Annotated in this window: 13 protein-coding genes; 8 read left to right on the forward strand and 5 right to left on the reverse strand. The window is 71.2% G+C overall.

Annotation, left to right across the window (positions count from 1 at the left end; translation table 11 throughout):
• Positions 1-19: 19 nt before the first annotated feature.
• On the reverse strand, positions 20-1,222 hold the full coding sequence (locus SGFS_RS41145; RefSeq protein ID WP_286257391.1) for a bifunctional adenosylcobinamide kinase/adenosylcobinamide-phosphate guanylyltransferase: 1,203 nt from the start codon (positions 1,220-1,222) through the stop codon (positions 20-22).
• A 102-nt stretch (positions 1,223-1,324) separates the two neighbouring features.
• On the opposite strand from SGFS_RS41145, the gene SGFS_RS41150 reads away from it, so the two are divergent.
• On the forward strand, positions 1,325-1,537 hold the full coding sequence (locus tag SGFS_RS41150) for a hypothetical protein (protein WP_286257393.1): 213 nt from the start codon (positions 1,325-1,327) through the stop codon (positions 1,535-1,537).
• A 99-nt stretch (positions 1,538-1,636) separates the two neighbouring features.
• On the opposite strand, the gene SGFS_RS41155 is transcribed toward SGFS_RS41150, so the two are convergent.
• Together SGFS_RS41155 and SGFS_RS41160 are read right to left on the reverse strand one after the other, a co-directional pair.
• Positions 1,637-2,338 carry a class I SAM-dependent methyltransferase gene (locus SGFS_RS41155; RefSeq protein ID WP_286257394.1) on the reverse strand — a complete coding sequence of 234 codons (702 nt, stop codon included), beginning with the start codon at positions 2,336-2,338 and terminating at the stop codon, positions 1,637-1,639.
• Positions 2,339-2,421: 83 nt separating this feature from the next.
• Positions 2,422-3,051, reverse strand: coding sequence for a DUF3043 domain-containing protein (locus SGFS_RS41160; RefSeq protein WP_286257395.1), 630 nt, complete (start codon positions 3,049-3,051; stop codon positions 2,422-2,424).
• Positions 3,052-3,386: 335 nt separating this feature from the next.
• On the opposite strand from SGFS_RS41160, the gene SGFS_RS41165 reads away from it, so the two are divergent.
• From SGFS_RS41165 to SGFS_RS41190, 6 genes are all read left to right on the forward strand, one after another.
• Positions 3,387-4,172, forward strand: coding sequence for a PspA/IM30 family protein (locus SGFS_RS41165; protein WP_286257396.1), 786 nt, complete (start codon positions 3,387-3,389; stop codon positions 4,170-4,172).
• Positions 4,173-4,199: 27 nt separating this feature from the next.
• Positions 4,200-4,478 carry a PspA-associated protein PspAA gene (gene pspAA / locus SGFS_RS41170; protein ID WP_286257398.1) on the forward strand — a complete coding sequence of 93 codons (279 nt, stop codon included), beginning with the start codon at positions 4,200-4,202 and terminating at the stop codon, positions 4,476-4,478.
• A 198-nt stretch (positions 4,479-4,676) separates the two neighbouring features.
• Complete coding sequence (locus SGFS_RS41175) at positions 4,677-5,906, forward strand: sensor histidine kinase (protein WP_286257401.1); 1,230 nt, start codon at positions 4,677-4,679, stop codon at positions 5,904-5,906.
• Positions 5,903-6,586, forward strand: coding sequence for a response regulator (locus SGFS_RS41180; protein WP_286257403.1), 684 nt, complete (start codon positions 5,903-5,905; stop codon positions 6,584-6,586). Before SGFS_RS41175 ends, SGFS_RS41180 begins: the two co-directional genes overlap by 4 nt.
• Before the next feature lie 199 nt (positions 6,587-6,785).
• The gene (locus SGFS_RS41185; protein ID WP_286257404.1) at positions 6,786-9,908 is read left to right on the forward strand and encodes an efflux RND transporter permease subunit; all 3,123 of its coding nucleotides are present in this window, start codon (positions 6,786-6,788) and stop codon (positions 9,906-9,908) included.
• A gap of 139 nt (positions 9,909-10,047) precedes the next feature.
• Positions 10,048-12,282 carry a protein kinase domain-containing protein gene (locus tag SGFS_RS41190; protein WP_286260308.1) on the forward strand — a complete coding sequence of 745 codons (2,235 nt, stop codon included), beginning with the start codon at positions 10,048-10,050 and terminating at the stop codon, positions 12,280-12,282.
• A gap of 42 nt (positions 12,283-12,324) precedes the next feature.
• On the opposite strand, the gene nadA is transcribed toward SGFS_RS41190, so the two are convergent.
• Positions 12,325-13,509 (reverse strand): quinolinate synthase NadA, encoded by a 1,185-nt coding sequence (gene nadA / locus SGFS_RS41195; RefSeq protein ID WP_286257405.1) that lies wholly within the window; start codon positions 13,507-13,509, stop codon positions 12,325-12,327.
• A 268-nt stretch (positions 13,510-13,777) separates the two neighbouring features.
• On the opposite strand from nadA, the gene SGFS_RS41200 reads away from it, so the two are divergent.
• The gene (locus SGFS_RS41200; protein WP_286257406.1) at positions 13,778-14,134 is read left to right on the forward strand and encodes an iron-sulfur cluster assembly accessory protein; all 357 of its coding nucleotides are present in this window, start codon (positions 13,778-13,780) and stop codon (positions 14,132-14,134) included.
• 90 nt (positions 14,135-14,224) lie between these two features.
• Here SGFS_RS41200 and SGFS_RS41205 read toward each other — a convergent pair whose 3' ends face one another.
• The gene (locus tag SGFS_RS41205) at positions 14,225-16,051 is read right to left on the reverse strand and encodes a hypothetical protein (protein ID WP_286257407.1); all 1,827 of its coding nucleotides are present in this window, start codon (positions 16,049-16,051) and stop codon (positions 14,225-14,227) included.
• Between the last annotated feature and the right edge of the window lie 88 nt (positions 16,052-16,139).

Consider the following 16,139-nt stretch of genomic DNA (forward strand, 5'->3'; position numbering starts at 1 on the left):
ACCAGCCGGCCGAGGGGTGTCACCGCAGCGGCAGCGCCTGCCCCGCCACCACCAGCAGCACATGCTCGCACTCCTGTGCGAACGCGGCGTTCAGTCGCCCGAGTTCGTCCCGGTAGCGGCGTCCGGAGGCGGTGGCGGGCACGATCCCGGACCCCACCTCGTTCGACACGGCCACGACCGTACGGCGGGTCTGCCGCACGGCGGCGCACAACTCGGTCACCCGCGCCCGCAACGCCCGCTCACCGCCGCCCGCCCACTCGGCGTCGTCCCACGCCCCCACCGCGTCCATGGCGTCCGTCAGCCACAGCGACAGACAGTCGACGAGCAGCGGCGCCCCGTCGTCGTCCTTCAGCAGCGGTACGAGATCGCAGGTCTCGGCGGTACGCCAGGACCCCGGCCGCCGCTCCCGATGCGCGGCCACCCGCGCCGCCCACTCCCCGTCCCCGTTCCGCGTCCCGCCCGTCGCCACGTACAGCACGTCCGGGAACGCCTCCAGTCGCCGCTCCGCCTCCACCGACTTCCCGGACCGCGCCCCACCGAGCACGAGCGTCCTGCGCGGCACATCGGGCACGTCCTCGTACACCCCCACCGTCAGCGTCACCCCGTCCGGCACGGCCCGCGCCCCGGCAGCCGCGAGCCGCCGCGGCAGTTCGGCCCCCGGCGGCACGTCGTGGTCGAGATGCACGGCGACGACATCGGTCGTCGCCCCGATCGCCCCCACCGCCCGCAGTCGTGCCAGGGCGTCCGGCCGCCCCACCACATCGGCGAGCACCATGCCGTACGGCTCGACCGACTGCTCCTCCAGCCCGGCGGGCGCGGCCCCCGGCGGCAGATACAGCAACCGCTGCCCGTCCGGCCCGGTCACCTCGTACCCCGTCCCGGGCGCGTCCAGCGCCAGCGCCCGCACCCGGTGCCCGGTCAGCAGCGCCAACTCCCGCCCGTCCGGCACCCGCCCGGGCTGCGGCAGCCCCGCCGGGACCTCCATGGCGGGCCCGTGGTGCGGATGGGAGAGCAGCACTTGCCGTACGCCGGCCAGCGTGTGACCGGCGCGCGCGGCCGCGAGGGCGGCGCCCGGCGTGAGGTCGAGCAGCAGTGTGCCGTCCACAAGGAGCGCGGTCGCCCCGCGCGCGGCGGGACCGAGCGCCGTTGCGCACGCCGCGCACGGGCAGTCGGGACGGGGGAGACCGGCGGGTGCGCCGGTGCCGAGCAGAGTCAGTTCCACGGCCCCGATTTTCGCTTGTTCCCAGTTGTCCTCGCAGGTCTTGCGCGTCCGACTAGGCTGCGAACAGGAACCGGATCTTGCTCGGTACTTACGGAGGCTCACATGGCGGCATGGACGTGGCGATTCGAGAAGACCGACGGGACGGAGGTCCAGCCCGCTGTCCAGCCCGAGGAGTTCACCACCCAGGGGGACGCCGAGTCCTGGATCGGCGAGTACTGGAAGGAACTCCTCGAAGGCGGCGCGGACCAGGTCCACCTGTTCGAGGACGGCACGAAGATCTACGGCCCGATGAGCCTGCACGCCGAGGACGCGTAGCGGGAGCGGGCAGCAGGAACAGATGACGGACGGGCTGGAGATCTCAGCCCGTCCGGCGTCCGAGGACGAGGGCGCGGGCGCGGGGAAACCCCCCGTCCCTCAGCCCCGCACCCCGCACAGATGCAGCAACGCCGCCACCTGCCGATAGGGATCCGTCCGCCCGGCCCGCTCCTCCGCGGCCAGCAGCGCCTCCAGGTCAGCGGGCACGGCCGCGTCGTCCGAGGCGAGATCGGTGAACACCCGCACCCCGTACCACGCGTGCAGCGGCGCCCCGATCCCCGCGAGCGTCGCCGTGAGTGCCCCCAGCCGGTCCGCCCGTACATCGAGCCCCAGCCGGTTCCGGTACGCGGTGGTGTCGAAGGCGCCCAGCGTCCCCGCCCAGTCCCCGGCCAGCCCGGGCCGCATGGCGAGCGCGTCGCCGTTGCGCACCAGCAGCGACAGCAGTCCCCCGGGCGCGAGCATCCGGGCGAGCCCCGCCAGCAGCGCGTCCGGCTCCTCGACGTACATCAACACGCCATGGCAGAGCACCACGTCGAAACTGCCCGGCAGGAAGTGCACACCGGTGTCCCGGCCGTCGCCCTCGACGATCCGCACCCGGCCCCGGATGCCCTCGGGCTCGGCGGCGAGCTTCTCCCGGGCCACGGCGATCAGCTTCGGCTCCCGCTCGATGCCGGTCACCTGATGCCCGGCCCGCGCCAGATGCAGCGCCTGAGTGCCCTGCCCCATACCGACGTCGAGCACCCGCAGCCGCTGCCCGACCGGGAACCGGCCCACTATCTGCTCGTCGACCTGCCGCGACACCAGCGCCTGCCGTACGACCTCACGCAGCGTCCCGAGCCTGTTGAGCCAGGCCTCGGCCGCGCCCCCGGAGAAAGCCGTCGTGCTCAGGGCCGCTCTCCGCGCTTGACCTGCGGCTTCGGCAGCCGGAGGCGACGCATCTGGAGGGTGCGCATCAGGGCGTAGGCGACGACGCCCTTCTTGTTCTCGTTCGGGAAGCGCGTGCTGAGCTGCTTCTTCAGCCGGATCCCCACACCGATCGAGTCGACCACGATCAGGATGATCACGACGAGCCACAGCAGCAGCGCGATGTTCTGCAGCGCGCCCACGCGGATCGTGCTCAGGATGAGGATGACCACGGCCAGCGGCAGGAAGAACTCGGCGACATGGAACCGCGAGTCCACGAAGTCACGGGCGAACCTGCGCACCGGACCCTTGTCCCGCGCGGGCAGATACCGCTCGTCGCCCCCTGCCAGCGCCTGGCGCTGCTTCTCCAGCGCGGCGCGGCGCTCGTCGCGGGAGCGCTTGGCGGCCTCCTTGCGCGTCGTCGGCGTATTGGCGACGCTACGGCGCTGCCCTTGGGCCTCACTCCGCTTGGGAGTGGGACGACCCTTGGGGGCCTGCGGATGACGGGTCTGCGGGGAGTCGGTCACCGGCGCCTGATCGGCGGCGCTGGCCTTCTCGCTCTTGGCACGGCTACGGAACACAAAACCCAAGGGTACGGGGTGCCGGGGCATGGACCCCAGCCGAGGTGGGAACGATCCGGCAACACCGGGCGTCTCTACAGGCGCAGAGCGGGGGCGAAAATGGCCTGAAATCCCGGGAAAAGGGGAGGGCGGTGCCGGTTCGTCCGCGGAGGGTCTGAGGAATTCCGGGGGCGCGGCCCGTACGTACCCCGGGGAGACACCTACTCCCTACGCCGGAGCGGAGCCGTACACAGTCGTCCTTGGGGAGGAGCGTATCCGTCCCCGAACAGTGCGGTAATGGATGCAGGGCCCGTACTGTGGGTTCTGTCGCAGTGCTGGATGTGGAGTCCGTCAGAAGGGGGCGCGCGAAGCCCATGAGCGGTGTCATGAAGCGTATGGGGATGATCTTCCGCGCGAAGGCGAACAAGGCCCTTGACCGGGCCGAGGACCCGCGCGAGACCCTCGACTACTCGTATCAGAAACAGCTGGAGCTGCTCCAGAAGGTGCGGCGCGGTGTTGCCGATGTGGCCACGTCCCGCAAGCGCCTGGAGCTCCAGCTCAACCAGCTCCAGTCGCAGTCCTCGAAGCTGGAGGACCAGGGTCGCAAGGCGCTCGCGCTGGGCCGTGAGGACCTGGCCCGCGAGGCGCTCTCGCGCCGTGCCGCGCTCCAGCAGCAGGTCACGGATCTTGAGACCCAGCACTCCACGCTCCAGGGCGAGGAGGAGAAGCTGACCCTCGCCTCTCAGCGGCTTCAGGCCAAGGTCGACGCCTTCCGTACGAAGAAGGAGACGATCAAGGCCACGTACACCGCGGCGCAGGCCCAGACCCGGATCGGCGAGGCGTTCTCCGGCATCTCCGAGGAGATGGGCGACGTCGGTCTCGCGATCCAGCGCGCCGAGGACAAGACGGCCCAGCTGCAGGCCCGCGCCGGCGCGATCGACGAGCTGCTGGCCTCCGGCGCCCTCGACGACCCGTCGGGTATGCACAAGGACGACATCCAGGCCGAGCTGGACCGCCTCTCCGGTGGTACGGACGTCGAGCTGGAGCTCCAGCGCATGAAGGCGGAGCTGGCGGGAGGTTCGTCGGCCGGGCAGCAGGCCATCGAGGGCGGCAACGGCCAGGGCTCGGCGCAGCAGTCCCAGCAGCAGGACACCCCGCGCTTCGAGAAGTAGGCGTCTCGCGTCCCTGAGGAGGGCGACATGATCGTACGGATCATGGGGGAGGGGCAGGTGGAGCTGGCCGACAGCCACTTCGCCGAGCTGAACAAGCTGGACGACGAGCTGTTGCAGGAGATGGAGAACGGCGACGGGCCCGGCTTCCGGGCCACTCTCCACTCCCTCCTGGCCAAGGTCCGCGAACTTGGCACGCCGCTGCCGGACGACTCCCTGGAGCCGTCCGAGCTGATCCTTCCCGCCCCGGACGCGACCCTGGATGAAGTCAGGGAGATGCTCCGCGACGACGGGTTGATCCCGGGTTAGCGGTCATTCGTCTGCGGGTGGGTGGGGGCTTGGCGCGCAGTTCCCCGCGCCCCTGAAAGACATGGGGGCACCCCAGTGCTGTCAGGGGCGCGGGGAACTGCGCGAGCAACCACATCGAACCCGCACCCGCCAACGCACCCTCACCCCTGTGCTCCCTCGCGTACGGGGTCGAAGGGGCGCCAGCCCCTGGAGGCCCCCATGAGTACCCTCCTTCGCACCAGGACCTGGCTGAAGGCGCACCCCCTCGCCCTGGACGCCGCCCTCGCCATCGGCGCCCTCACCGCGATGGTCGCCGGCTCCTTCATCGATCCCCACGCCGAACACGGCGCCCGCTGGGGCGTCCGCACCCCCGACACCCTCAGCCTCACCCTCATGACCCTCGCCGCCGCGGCCCTGGTCGCCCGCCGCCGCGCCCCCATGGCCGTCCTGGCCGCCACCTCCGCCCTCACTCTCACCGAACTCGTCACCGGCGACCCCCGCGCCCCCGTCGCGATGTCCGCCGTGATCGCCCTCTACACGGTCGCCTCCCGCACCGACCGCCCCACCACCTGGCGCGTCGGCCTCCTCACCATGACCACCCTCACGGGCACCGCCATGCTCGCCGGCCCGCTGCCCTGGTACGCCCAGGAGAACCTCGCCGTCTTCGCCTGGACCGGCATGGCCGCGGCCGCCGGGGACGCGGTCCGCAGCCGCCGCGCCTTCGTCGACGCCATCCGCGAACGCGCCGAACGCGCCGAACGCACCCGCGAGGAGGAGGCCCGCCGCCGGGTCGCCGAGGAGCGCCTCCGGATCGCCCGCGATCTGCACGACGTGGTCGCCCACCACATCGCCCTCGTCAACGTCCAGGCCGGAGTCGCCTCCCACGTCATGGACAAACGGCCCGACCAGGCCAAGGAGGCCCTCGCCCACGTCCGCGAGGCCAGCCGCTCCGCGCTGAACGAACTGCGCGCCACGGTCGGCCTGCTGAGGCAGTCCGGCGACCCCGAGGCCCCCACCGAACCCGCCCCGGGCCTCGACCGCCTCGACGAACTCGTCGGCACCTTTCGCAGCGCCGGTCTCGCCGTCGAGGTCGCCCGCACCGACCAGGGCACCGCCCTCCCCGCCGCCGTCGACCTCGCCGCGTACCGCGTCATCCAGGAAGCCCTCACCAACGTCCGCAAACACGCCGGCCAGGAGGCGAAGGCCGAGGTCAGCGTCGTACGCGTGGGGCCGCACGTGGAGATCACCGTCCTCGACAACGGCCCCGGGCACGGCGAGACCCCGGACGGCGACGGCGACGGCGGTGGTCACGGCCTCCTCGGTATGCGTGAACGTGTCACCGCCCTCGGCGGCACCCTCACCACCGGCCCCCGGTACGGCGGCGGCTTCCGCGTCCATGCGATCCTGCCGATCAAGAACCGGACCAGCGCTCAGGGGAAGCCCGTATGACCATCCGCGTCCTGCTCGCCGACGACCAGGCCCTGCTGCGCAGCGCCTTCCGGGTGCTCGTCGACTCCGAGCCGGACATGGAGGTCGTGGGGGAGGCCTCGGACGGCGCGGAAGCGGTCCGGCTCGCCAAGGAGGAGCGGGCCGACGTCGTACTGATGGACATCCGGATGCCCGGCACGGACGGCCTCGCCGCCACCCGCCTGATCAGCGCCGACCCCGCCCTCGCCCATGTCCGCGTGGTCATCCTCACCACCTTCGAGGTCGACGACTACGTCGTGCAGTCGCTGCGCGCCGGCGCCTCCGGCTTCCTCGGCAAGGGCTCCGAGCCGGAGGAACTGCTGAGCGCGATCCGGGTCGCCGCCGGCGGCGAGGCCCTGCTGTCGCCCGCCGCCACCAAGGGTCTGATCGCCCGCTTCCTCGCACAGCCGGAGGCCGACGACAAGGACCGGGAGGGCGACCGCTCCGCCCGGCTCGACGCGCTGACCGGCCGTGAGCGCGAGGTCCTCGTCCAGGTCGCCGCCGGGCTCTCCAACGACGAGATCGCCGAGCGCCTCGCGGTCAGTCCGCTGACCGTGAAGACACACGTCAACCGGGCCATGGCCAAGCTCGGGGCCCGGGACCGCGCGCAACTGGTGGTCACCGCCTACGAGTCGGGGCTGGTACGCCCAAGGGCTGACTGAGGTCGCCCCGCGTCTACTGCGGTCGGAGTATGCGGGGGATAAGGAAATGGACCTGGGGGCGACGGATCGGGGGTCTTTGATGGCCCAGGGTGTTGGGTGAGCGCTCACATCTGCATCACACAGGCGACACATGCAGGCGATGCAGACGGCCGACGGGCGTTCGTCCTCCGCTCACGCCACGGAAGAGAGACCCCGACCCATGTCCTGGCTGTCTCGGTTCAGCCTCGCGCAACGGGCCCTCATAGGTCTGATGTCGATCATCGCGCTCGCCTTCGGGGCGATCGCGATACCTCAGCTCAAACAACAGCTTCTGCCCACCATCGAACTGCCCGTGGTCTCCGTCCTCGCCCCCTACCAGGGCGCGTCCCCGGACGTGGTCGAGAAGCAGGTCGTGAAGCCCATCGAGGACAGCCTCGAAGGCGTCGACGGCATCACGGGCGTCACCTCCACGGCCAGCGAGGGCAACGCCCTGATCATGGCGTCCTTCGACTACGGCGAGGGCACCGACCAGCTCGTCGCCGATGTCCAGCAGGCCGTCAACCGCGCCCGGGCACAGCTCCCGGACGATGTGGACCCGCAGGTCGTGGCCGGCTCGACGGACGACATCCCGACCGTCGTCCTCGCCGTCACCTCCGACGAGGACCAGCAGGCCCTCGCCGACAAGCTCGACCGGACCGTCGTCCCCACCCTCGAGGACATCGACGGCGTCGGCCGGGTCACCGTCGACGGCGTCCGCGACCTCCAGGTCACCGTCACACCGGACGACGCGAAGCTCGCGAAGGCGGGCCTGAACACGATGGCCCTCTCCCAGGCCCTCCAGGCCGGCGGCGCCACCGTCCCGGCCGGCTCCTTCGACGAGGACGGCGCCAACCGCACCGTCCAGGTCGGCGGCGGCTTCACCTCGCTGAAGCAGATCGAGGACCTGATGGTGACGGGCGAGGGCGCCAAGAAGCCCGTACGCCTCGCCGATGTGGCCACCGTCAAGGAGGAGCAGGCCAAGGCCGTCTCCCTGACCCGCACGAACGGCAGGCCGAGCCTCGCCGTCCAGGTCACCATGGACCACGACGGCAGTGCGGTCGCCATCTCCGACGCCGTCGAGGACAAGCTCTCGGACCTGCGCCGGGACGTCGGCTCGGGCGCGACGGTCACCGTGGTCAGCGACCAGGGACCGGCGGTGGCGAAGTCCATCGACGGTCTGACCACCGAGGGCGCGCTGGGCCTGCTCTTCGCGGTCCTCGTCATCCTGGTCTTCCTGGCGTCGGTCCGCTCCACGCTGGTCACGGCGGTCAGCATCCCGCTGTCGGTCGTCCTGGCCCTGATCGTGCTGTGGACCCGCGACCTGTCGCTCAACATGCTGACGCTCGGCGCGCTGACCATCGCCATCGGCCGTGTCGTCGACGACTCGATCGTCGTCCTGGAGAACATCAAGCGCCACCTCGGCTACGGCGAGGAGCGCGAGGAGGCCATCCTCAAGGCGGTCCGCGAGGTCGCGGGCGCGGTCACGTCCTCCACCCTCACGACGGTCGCCGTCTTCCTCCCGATCGGCCTGACCGGCGGCATGGTCGGCGAACTGTTCGGCAGCTTCTCCCTCACCGTGACGGCGGCCCTGCTGGCCTCCCTCCTGGTGTCGCTGACGGTCGTCCCGGTCCTGTCGTACTGGTTCCTGCGCGCCCCGAAGGGCACCCCCGAGGACGCCGACGAGGCCCGCCGCAAGGCCGAGGAGAAGGAGGCGAAGAGCAGGCTCCAGCGCTTCTACGTCCCCGTCCTGCGCTTCGCCACACGTCGCCGTCTGACCAGCCTGGCCATCGCGGCCGTGGTCCTGGTCGGCACGTTCGGCATGGCCCCGCTGCTGAAGACGAACTTCTTCGACCAGGGCGAGCAGGAAGTCCTCACCGTCAAGCAGGAGTTGAAGCCGGGCACCAGCCTCGCGGCGACGGACGAGCAGGCGAAGAAGGTCGAGAAGCTGCTCGCGGACACCGAGGGCGTCAAGGACTCCCAGGTGACGATCGGCTCGTCCGGCTTCCTGGCGGCCTTCGGCGGCGGCACGGACACCAACCAGGCCACGTACAGCGTGATGCTGGAGGACTCGGCGTCCTCCGAGGACGTCCAGGACCGTATCGAGAAGGGCCTGACCAAGCTCTCGGACATCGGTACGACCACGGTCGCGGTCGGCGACGCCTTCGGCAGCCAGGACCTCAGCGTCGTCGTCAAGGCGGCCGACGCGGACGTGCTGCGCAAGGCGGCCGAGCAGGTGCGCGACGCGGTCTCCACGCTGGACGACGTCACGGACGTGACCAGCGACCTCGCCCAGAGCGTGCCCCGCATCTCGGTGAAGGCCACGGACAAGGCGGCAGCGGCCGGCTTCAACGACCAGACCCTCGGCGCGGCCGTCGGCCAGGCGGTCCGCGGTACGACGAGCGGGAAGGCCGTTCTCGACGACACCGAGCGGGACATCGTCATCAGGTCGGCCGAGCCCGCCGAGACGCTGGCCGAGCTGAAGGCGCTGCGCCTCGGCCCGGTGAAGCTGGGTGACATCGCGAAGGTCGAGCTGGTGGACGGCCCGGTGTCGATGACCCGGATCGACGGCCAGCGGGCCGCGACGATCACGGCGAAGCCGGTCGGCGAGAACACCGGCGCGGTGAGCGCGGATCTGACGGCCAAGCTGAACGGTCTGAAGCTGCCCGAGGGCGCCACGGCCGCCATCGGCGGTGTCTCCCAGGACCAGGACGACGCGTTCGCGTCGCTGGGCCTGGCGATGCTGGCGGCGATCGCGATCGTGTTCATGCTGCTGGTGGCGACCTTCCGCTCCCTGGTCCAGCCGCTGATCCTGCTCGTCTCCATCCCGTTCGCCGCGACGGGCGCGATCGGTCTGCTGGTGATCACGGGCACCCCGATGGGTGTCCCGGCGATGATCGGCATGCTGATGCTGATCGGCATCGTCGTCACCAACGCGATCGTGCTGATCGACCTGATCAACCAGTACCGGCGACAGGGCTACGGCACGGTCGAGGCGGTCATCGAGGGCGGTCGCCACCGCCTCCGCCCGATCCTGATGACCGCCCTGGCGACGATCTTCGCCCTTCTCCCCATGGCCCTCGGCGTCACGGGCGAGGGCGGATTCATCGCCCAGCCGCTGGCGGTCGTGGTGATCGGCGGTCTGATCACGTCCACCCTGCTGACGCTGCTCCTGGTCCCGACGCTTTACACGATCGTCGAGATCAGGAAGGAGCGCCGCGCGAAGAAGCGGGCGGCGAAGAAGACGGACACGCCCACGCGACCGGCGTCCACCACCGAGGAGGAACCGGAGCCGGCGGGCGTCTGACACCGACCGACGCCACCTCGGCCCACGGCGGCCGGGTCCCGAACCCCCACGGTTCGGGACCCGGCCGCCGCGCGTTCGCCTCGTGAGCCGTTACGTATCCTGGCGCCTCGAACTGCTTTACGGGGGAGGGGATCCGGGCGTGCCGCTCCACAGCGACGACCCGAGATCGGTCGGCGGGTACAAGCTCCTCGACCGGCTCGGCACCGGCGGCATGGGCGTCGTCTACCGGGCGAAGGCACGCTCCGGCCGCGAGGTCGCCGTGAAGGTGGTGCACGCCCAGTACGCGGAGGACGCCGTCTTCCGCGCCCGCTTCCGGCAGGAGATCGAGGCCGTACGCAAGGTGAGCGGAGCCTTCACCGCGTCGGTCGTGGACGCCGACCCGGAGGCCGTACGCCCCTGGATGGCCACCCAGTACGTGGCCGGGCGCTCGCTCGCCCAGCGGATCCGCGACCGGGGCCCGCTGCGCGCCGGAGAACTGCGCGGGCTGGCCCTGGGCCTGGTCGAGGCGCTCCGGGAGATCCACCGGGCCGGTGTCGTGCACCGGGACCTGAAGCCGGCCAACGTCCTGATGGCCGAGGACGGCCCCCGTGTCATCGACTTCGGCATCTCCCGCGCGGCGGAGAACCACACCCTGACCGAGACCGGACAGATGTTCGGCACCCCGCCGTTCATGTCCCCGGAACAGCTCACCGACGCCCGTACGGCCGGCCCGGCCTCGGACATCTTCTCGCTCGGGACCCTCCTGGTGTACGCCCACACCGGGCGCGGCCCCTTCGACGCCGACAGCCCCTATATGACGGCGTACAGGGTGATCCACGGCGCACCCGTACTGGACGGGGTGCCACAGCCGCTGCGGGCGGTCCTGGAGCGCTGTCTGGCCAAGGAGGCCGCCGACCGGCCAGGACTGGACGAGCTGGCGGAGGCGCTCGCGACCGCCCTGCCGGAAGCGGACCCCGACGACCCGCCGGCCCCGGCGTCGCACGCGGACTCCCCGGACGCGGGGAGCGCGGCGGACCCGCGGGCGGCGACCCGGTCCGGTCGAAGATTCGTGGGCCGTCCGCTGCTGGCCGCGACCGGCACCGTCGGCGCCCTGGTCCTGGGGCTGACGGCCTATCTGCTGGGGCCGGGCTGGGCGGAGAGCGGTGACACGCCGAGCCCCGTCCCTTCCGCGGCCTCCAGGTGGGCGGCTCCGCCGGACGGCTGGAAGGCCTGGCAGACGACGGTGTTCGAGACGGCGTCGTCCGGTGCTCGCAAGGCGCTGGTGGTGAAGGACCGCGAGAGCGGGGGTGATCCCGTCTGCCGGGTGCACGAGGACGCCGTCTACTGCGGGGGCCAGGGAGTCCTTCCGGTGCGCGTAGACGGCCGCACCGGCAGAACCGTCTGGCGCGCCGACCTCGCACCGTCCGGTACCGCGAGAAGGCTGTACTACTCCTCCGTCCTCGGCGTCCGCGACGGCACCGTGTTCGTGCAGCAGACCATCTTCAGCGACACCCCGACGGTCGACCCGGTTCGCCTCGTCGCCCTCGACGCCAAGACCGGTGATCAGCTGTGGACGCGTGACGTGAACACCGCGGACCTGCCCCTGCACATGACCGACGCCCTGGTCCTCACCCCGGAGATGGACGGGCGGACGGTGACGGCACGGTCGACCCGTACGGGTGCCGAGCGCTGGTCCGTCGCGTTGCCCGTCGGCCACTACTGCAGGTTCACCACAGTCGGAACGGACATGTACGCGCAGTGCTTCCCGAGCACCCGGGCGGCCAAGGCGGCGAACAAGAACTCGGTGATCCTGGTGGTGGAGCTGGCCGACGGCTCGACCACCCGGCGCCTGACGGCACCGCTGGAGAGTGCCGTCCTCGGTGCCCACGACGGCAGAGTGGTGGTGGCACGCCTGGGCGAGGAGACCGGTACGCCCTTCGGCGACTCGACGTACACCGCGCTGCTGCTGCTCGATCCGGACACCGGGGCCCGCACCACCACGAAGCTGTCGCAGACGTACGAGGGCGAGGCGACACTGGCGGACGGCAATCTGTGGTTCACCGAGTCCAGCGGCCGGGTCACCGCCGTGTCGCCGCGGACGGGCGAGCGGCTGTGGCGGACCCGGACCAGCCTGGAGAAGCCGGGCGTTCCCGTGTACGACCGGCGGACGAAGACCCTCTACCTGGTCAGCGGCAGCGGCCGGCTCGCGGCCCTCGACGGGCCCAAGGGCACCCTGCTGTGGGAGACCCTGCCGCGCACCGCGCCCGCTGTGAACGGCGTCGCGAGCGATCCCCAGGTGTTGCTCTACAAGGGCGCGCTGGTCGCGGCGGTCCCCGACGGCACCCTCTTCTCCCTCGACCCCGCCCACCCCGACCGGAAACCCGCGTCGGGGTGAGCGCACGTCACCCGGGGACTACGGCAGTGCCTCACACGAGGCCTACGGCAGCGCCAGCATCCGCTCCAGCGCCAGCTTCGCGAACGTCTCGGTCTCCTTGTCGACCTGGATCCGGTTGACGAGGTTGCCCTCGGCCAGCGACTCCAGCGTCCACACCAGGTGGGGCAGGTCGATGCGGTTCATCGTCGAGCAGAAGCAGACCGTCTTGTCGAGGAAGACGATCTCCTTGCCCTCGGGCGCGAAACGGTTCGCCAGCCGCCGTACGAGGTTCAGCTCGGTCCCGATGGCCCACTTGGAACCGGCGGGCGCGGCCTCCAGCGCCTTGATGATGTACTCCGTCGAGCCGACCTGGTCCGCCGCGGCCACGACCTCGTGCTTGCACTCGGGGTGGACCAGGACGTTGACGCCCGGGATGCGCTCGCGCACGTCGTTGACCGAGTCCAGGCTGAACCGGCCGTGCACCGAGCAGTGGCCCCGCCACAGGATCATCTTCGCGGCGCGCAGCTGCTCCACCGTCACCCCGCCGCCCGGCTTGTGCGGGTTGTAGAGGACACAGTCGTCCAGCGACATGCCCATGTCCCGCACGGCGGTGTTGCGCCCGAGGTGCTGGTCGGGCAGGAAGAGGACCTTCTCGCCCTGCTCGAAGGCCCAGTCCAGGGCCCGCTTCGCGTTCGACGAGGTGCAGATCGTGCCGCCGTGCTTGCCGGTGAACGCCTTGATGTCCGCGGACGAGTTCATGTACGAGACGGGCACGACCTGGTCGGCGATCCCGGCCTCGGTCAGCACGTCCCAGCACTCGGCGACCTGCTCGGCGGTGGCCATGTCGGCCATAGAGCACCCGGCGGCCAGGTCTGGAAGGACCACCTTCTGGTCGTCGCCGGTCAGGATGTCCGCCGACTCGGCCATGAAGTGCACACCGCAGAACACGATGTACTCCGCCTCGGGGCGCGCCGCCGCGTCCCGGGCCAGCTTGAAGGAGTCGCCCGTGACGTCCGCGAACTGGATGACCTCGTCGCGCTGGTAGTGGTGGCCGAGCACGAAGACCTTGTCCCCGAGCTTCTCCTTGGCCGCGCGGGCGCGCTCCACGAGATCCGGGTCGGACGGCGACGGCAGGTCGCCGGGACACTCGACGCCGCGCTCGCTCCTCGGATCGGCCTCACGGCCGAGGAGCAGCAGGGCAAGAGGAGTCGGCTGTACGTCGAGCTCCGGGGTCTGGGCGGTGGTCACGACACGCACCCTTTCTACTTTTCGTCGAACTGACGCTATCTATCATAACCCGGTTCACGTCACTTTGACGATGGTCATAGCGTCGATGTGACATGAATCCCGGTGGCGCAGGGGCGGGACGCCCGCAAGGCTGCTGTTCGCCGCATCTCACGTGTGCGAGCATGAAAGAACAGGCGAAAAGACAAGTCGCTCGGCGCGGAATGAATCCCTGGCCCCGCCGGTTGCACATGTCGGCAAGCAGTCTCCGTACAACCCGGGAGAGATGTAGATGTCCGTATCGGACGAGACCAACACCGTCACCGACGGCATCATCCTGTCCGACGCCGCCGCGGCGAAGGTCAAGGCCCTGCTCGACCAGGAAGGCCGTGACGACCTGGCGCTGCGCGTCGCCGTCCAGCCCGGCGGCTGCTCCGGCCTGCGCTACCAGCTCTTCTTCGACGAGCGCTCGCTCGACGGCGACGTGGAGAAGGACTTCGGCGGTGTGAAGGTCGTCACCGACCGCATGAGCGCCCCGTACCTCGGCGGTGCCACCATCGACTTCGTCGACACCATCGAGAAGCAGGGCTTCACCATCGACAACCCGAACGCGACGGGTTCCTGCGCCTGCGGCGACTCCTTCAACTGAGCCACCGCTCCCGCAGTAGTACGCGTACGTACGAAGGCGGCGTCCCCTTTCGAGGGGACGCCGCCTTCGTGCTTTCGCGCTTTCCGTACGCTACCGGGGCTTCGGTCCGTCGAGCCCGCCCGCCGCGATCTTCCTGCCGTCCGAACCCACGACCGCGCGGTCGCCGAGCGGCGAGTCCAGGGTCACCGTCCGCTCCACCACCTTGGCGATCAGAATGCAGACCTTGCCCTTCCACGGCGTCGCGGTCACGGTGACGGTCACCTTCTTCCCGTCCTCGGTGGCCGCGGCCGAGTAGTCGCTGCACACCCCGCCCCAGAAACTGACGGTCAGCTTGTCGCCGTCGGCCTCGTACCCCTGGATCTTGACGTCGTGCGAGGACGGGCTGTCACCGGGGTCGCTGGGCACCGGCGCAGGCTGTTCGCCGCTCGGTGTCGGGGCCGGCAGTGTCTCGGGGGCGGCCAGGTACTTCGGGTCGACCGCCGGCTGAGTCACCGTGAAGCTCTCGTCGGCGCCCTTCGGCCGCACATCGAACAGCCAGGACGGCACCAGCGCCGACTTCCCGTCCACGAAGTGCGAGGCGAGCCCGAACACCGCCTCGCGCACCGGGACCGTCTGCCGCTTCGGCTCGGGAACCGTCGTCGACGGCTCGCACAGCGAGTCCGCCGTGCCCTCGCTCTCCGCCGGTACGGCGGTGGCGCAGCCGCCGATGCCGACGGTCCGGCCCGAGCCGTTGAGCAGCTCCAGCGCCCGCTCCGCGGCCACGACCGGGTATGTGTCACTCTTCACCGGCGCCTTCAGGTTGCCGCTGCCGCCGACCACCTCGCCGTCGGGACCGACCTGGATGCCGGTCGCCCAGCCGTATGTGGGCAGCCCGCCGACCTCGGGGTCCGCGTTCACCACCCGCACGGTGCCCGTGAGCCCGGTGGCGTCGATCTTCGCGTCGTCCTGGCCCACGGCCTTGAGCACGGGGGCCGCGGCCTTCTTCGCCGCCGCCTCGCTCACCGGATCGGCGTCCGCCGACGTGCCCTCGGCCGTGACGCCGGAGGCGCAGACCTCGACCTTCTGGCAGTTGTCGGTGCCGGGCAGGGACCGGTTGAACGTCCAGGCCCCGGGCGCCTCCCGGGCCACCTGCAGACCCGGCCCCGAACCGTCGGCCGTGTTCCCGACCCGCCAGAACCCGTCCTCGGCCACCGGCTTGCCCTCGACCCCGAGCGCCTTCGCGAGCCGCGCCACCTCGGCGGCCGTCACCTCGCCCCCGGCCCGGTACACGGGGGCCGAGTCGGGCCCGTCGGGGAGCTCGCCGTCCGCGCGATACGTCACGCCGTTGGGGTCGGGCTCGCCGGGCGCGATGTCGTGCGGGCCGCCCTCGCTGTAGCCGTCGAGGGCGAGCGGCGGGGGAGTGCCCTCATCGCTCGGGCCGGTGTTCGAACCACCGCTCCCGGCGGAGCCGCTGGACGCGCTCGTGGCGAGGTACGCCCCACCGCCCCCGACCAGCAGCACGGCGGCCGTCACGGAGGCGATGAGGACGGGGGAACGCCGCCGCCTGGGCCGCGCGGCACCGTGGACCGCGCCGAGGTCCGCGCCGAGGTCCGCGGCGCCGCCCGCTTCGCCGGCTTCGGCCTTCTCCCCGGCTTCGCAGGCCGTGGCCTTCTCGTCGCCGGCCGCGGATTCGGCCTCCGCGTCACGCGCCTCCGCGTCACGCGCCTCCGCGTCACCCGTCTCCGGGTTACGCGTCTCCGGGTTACGCGTCTCCGCGTCACCTGTCTCCGCGTCGTCGACCCCCTCCGCCTCGGCGGTCTCATCCGCCTCCGCGGCCTCATCCCCGGCAGTCCCGGTCTCCTCGACGGCGTCGGGCGTGGTGGTGCCCTCGTCCGGGTTGTCGAGGTTCTCGGGGTTGTCGGGTCGCTCGGAGTTCACCGCATCGCTCCTTCGGCTCCACTGCTGTCCCTGACCGGGCCCTGTCAGGAAAGGGACACGGAAGGGTCGTACACCGCCTCCCCCTTAC

The sequence above is a fragment of the Streptomyces graminofaciens genome (assembly GCF_030294945.1).
GTDB lineage: Bacteria > Actinomycetota > Actinomycetes > Streptomycetales > Streptomycetaceae > Streptomyces > Streptomyces graminofaciens.

What these genes read in the sequence shown, in the direction of transcription:
- SGFS_RS41175 (WP_286257401.1), top strand. Translation starts at nt 4,677, where the DNA reads ATGAGTACCCTCCTTCGCACCAGGACCTGGCTGAAGGCGCACCCCCTC.
- SGFS_RS41165 (WP_286257396.1), top strand. Translation starts at nt 3,387, where the DNA reads ATGAAGCGTATGGGGATGATCTTCCGCGCGAAGGCGAACAAGGCCCTT.
- SGFS_RS41200 (WP_286257406.1), top strand. Translation starts at nt 13,778, where the DNA reads ATGTCCGTATCGGACGAGACCAACACCGTCACCGACGGCATCATCCTG.
- SGFS_RS41180 (WP_286257403.1), top strand. Translation starts at nt 5,903, where the DNA reads ATGACCATCCGCGTCCTGCTCGCCGACGACCAGGCCCTGCTGCGCAGC.
- pspAA (WP_286257398.1), top strand. Translation starts at nt 4,200, where the DNA reads ATGATCGTACGGATCATGGGGGAGGGGCAGGTGGAGCTGGCCGACAGC.
- SGFS_RS41150 (WP_286257393.1), top strand. Translation starts at nt 1,325, where the DNA reads ATGGCGGCATGGACGTGGCGATTCGAGAAGACCGACGGGACGGAGGTC.
- SGFS_RS41160 (WP_286257395.1), bottom strand. Translation starts at nt 3,051, where the DNA reads ATGCCCCGGCACCCCGTACCCTTGGGTTTTGTGTTCCGTAGCCGTGCC.
- SGFS_RS41185 (WP_286257404.1), top strand. Translation starts at nt 6,786, where the DNA reads ATGTCCTGGCTGTCTCGGTTCAGCCTCGCGCAACGGGCCCTCATAGGT.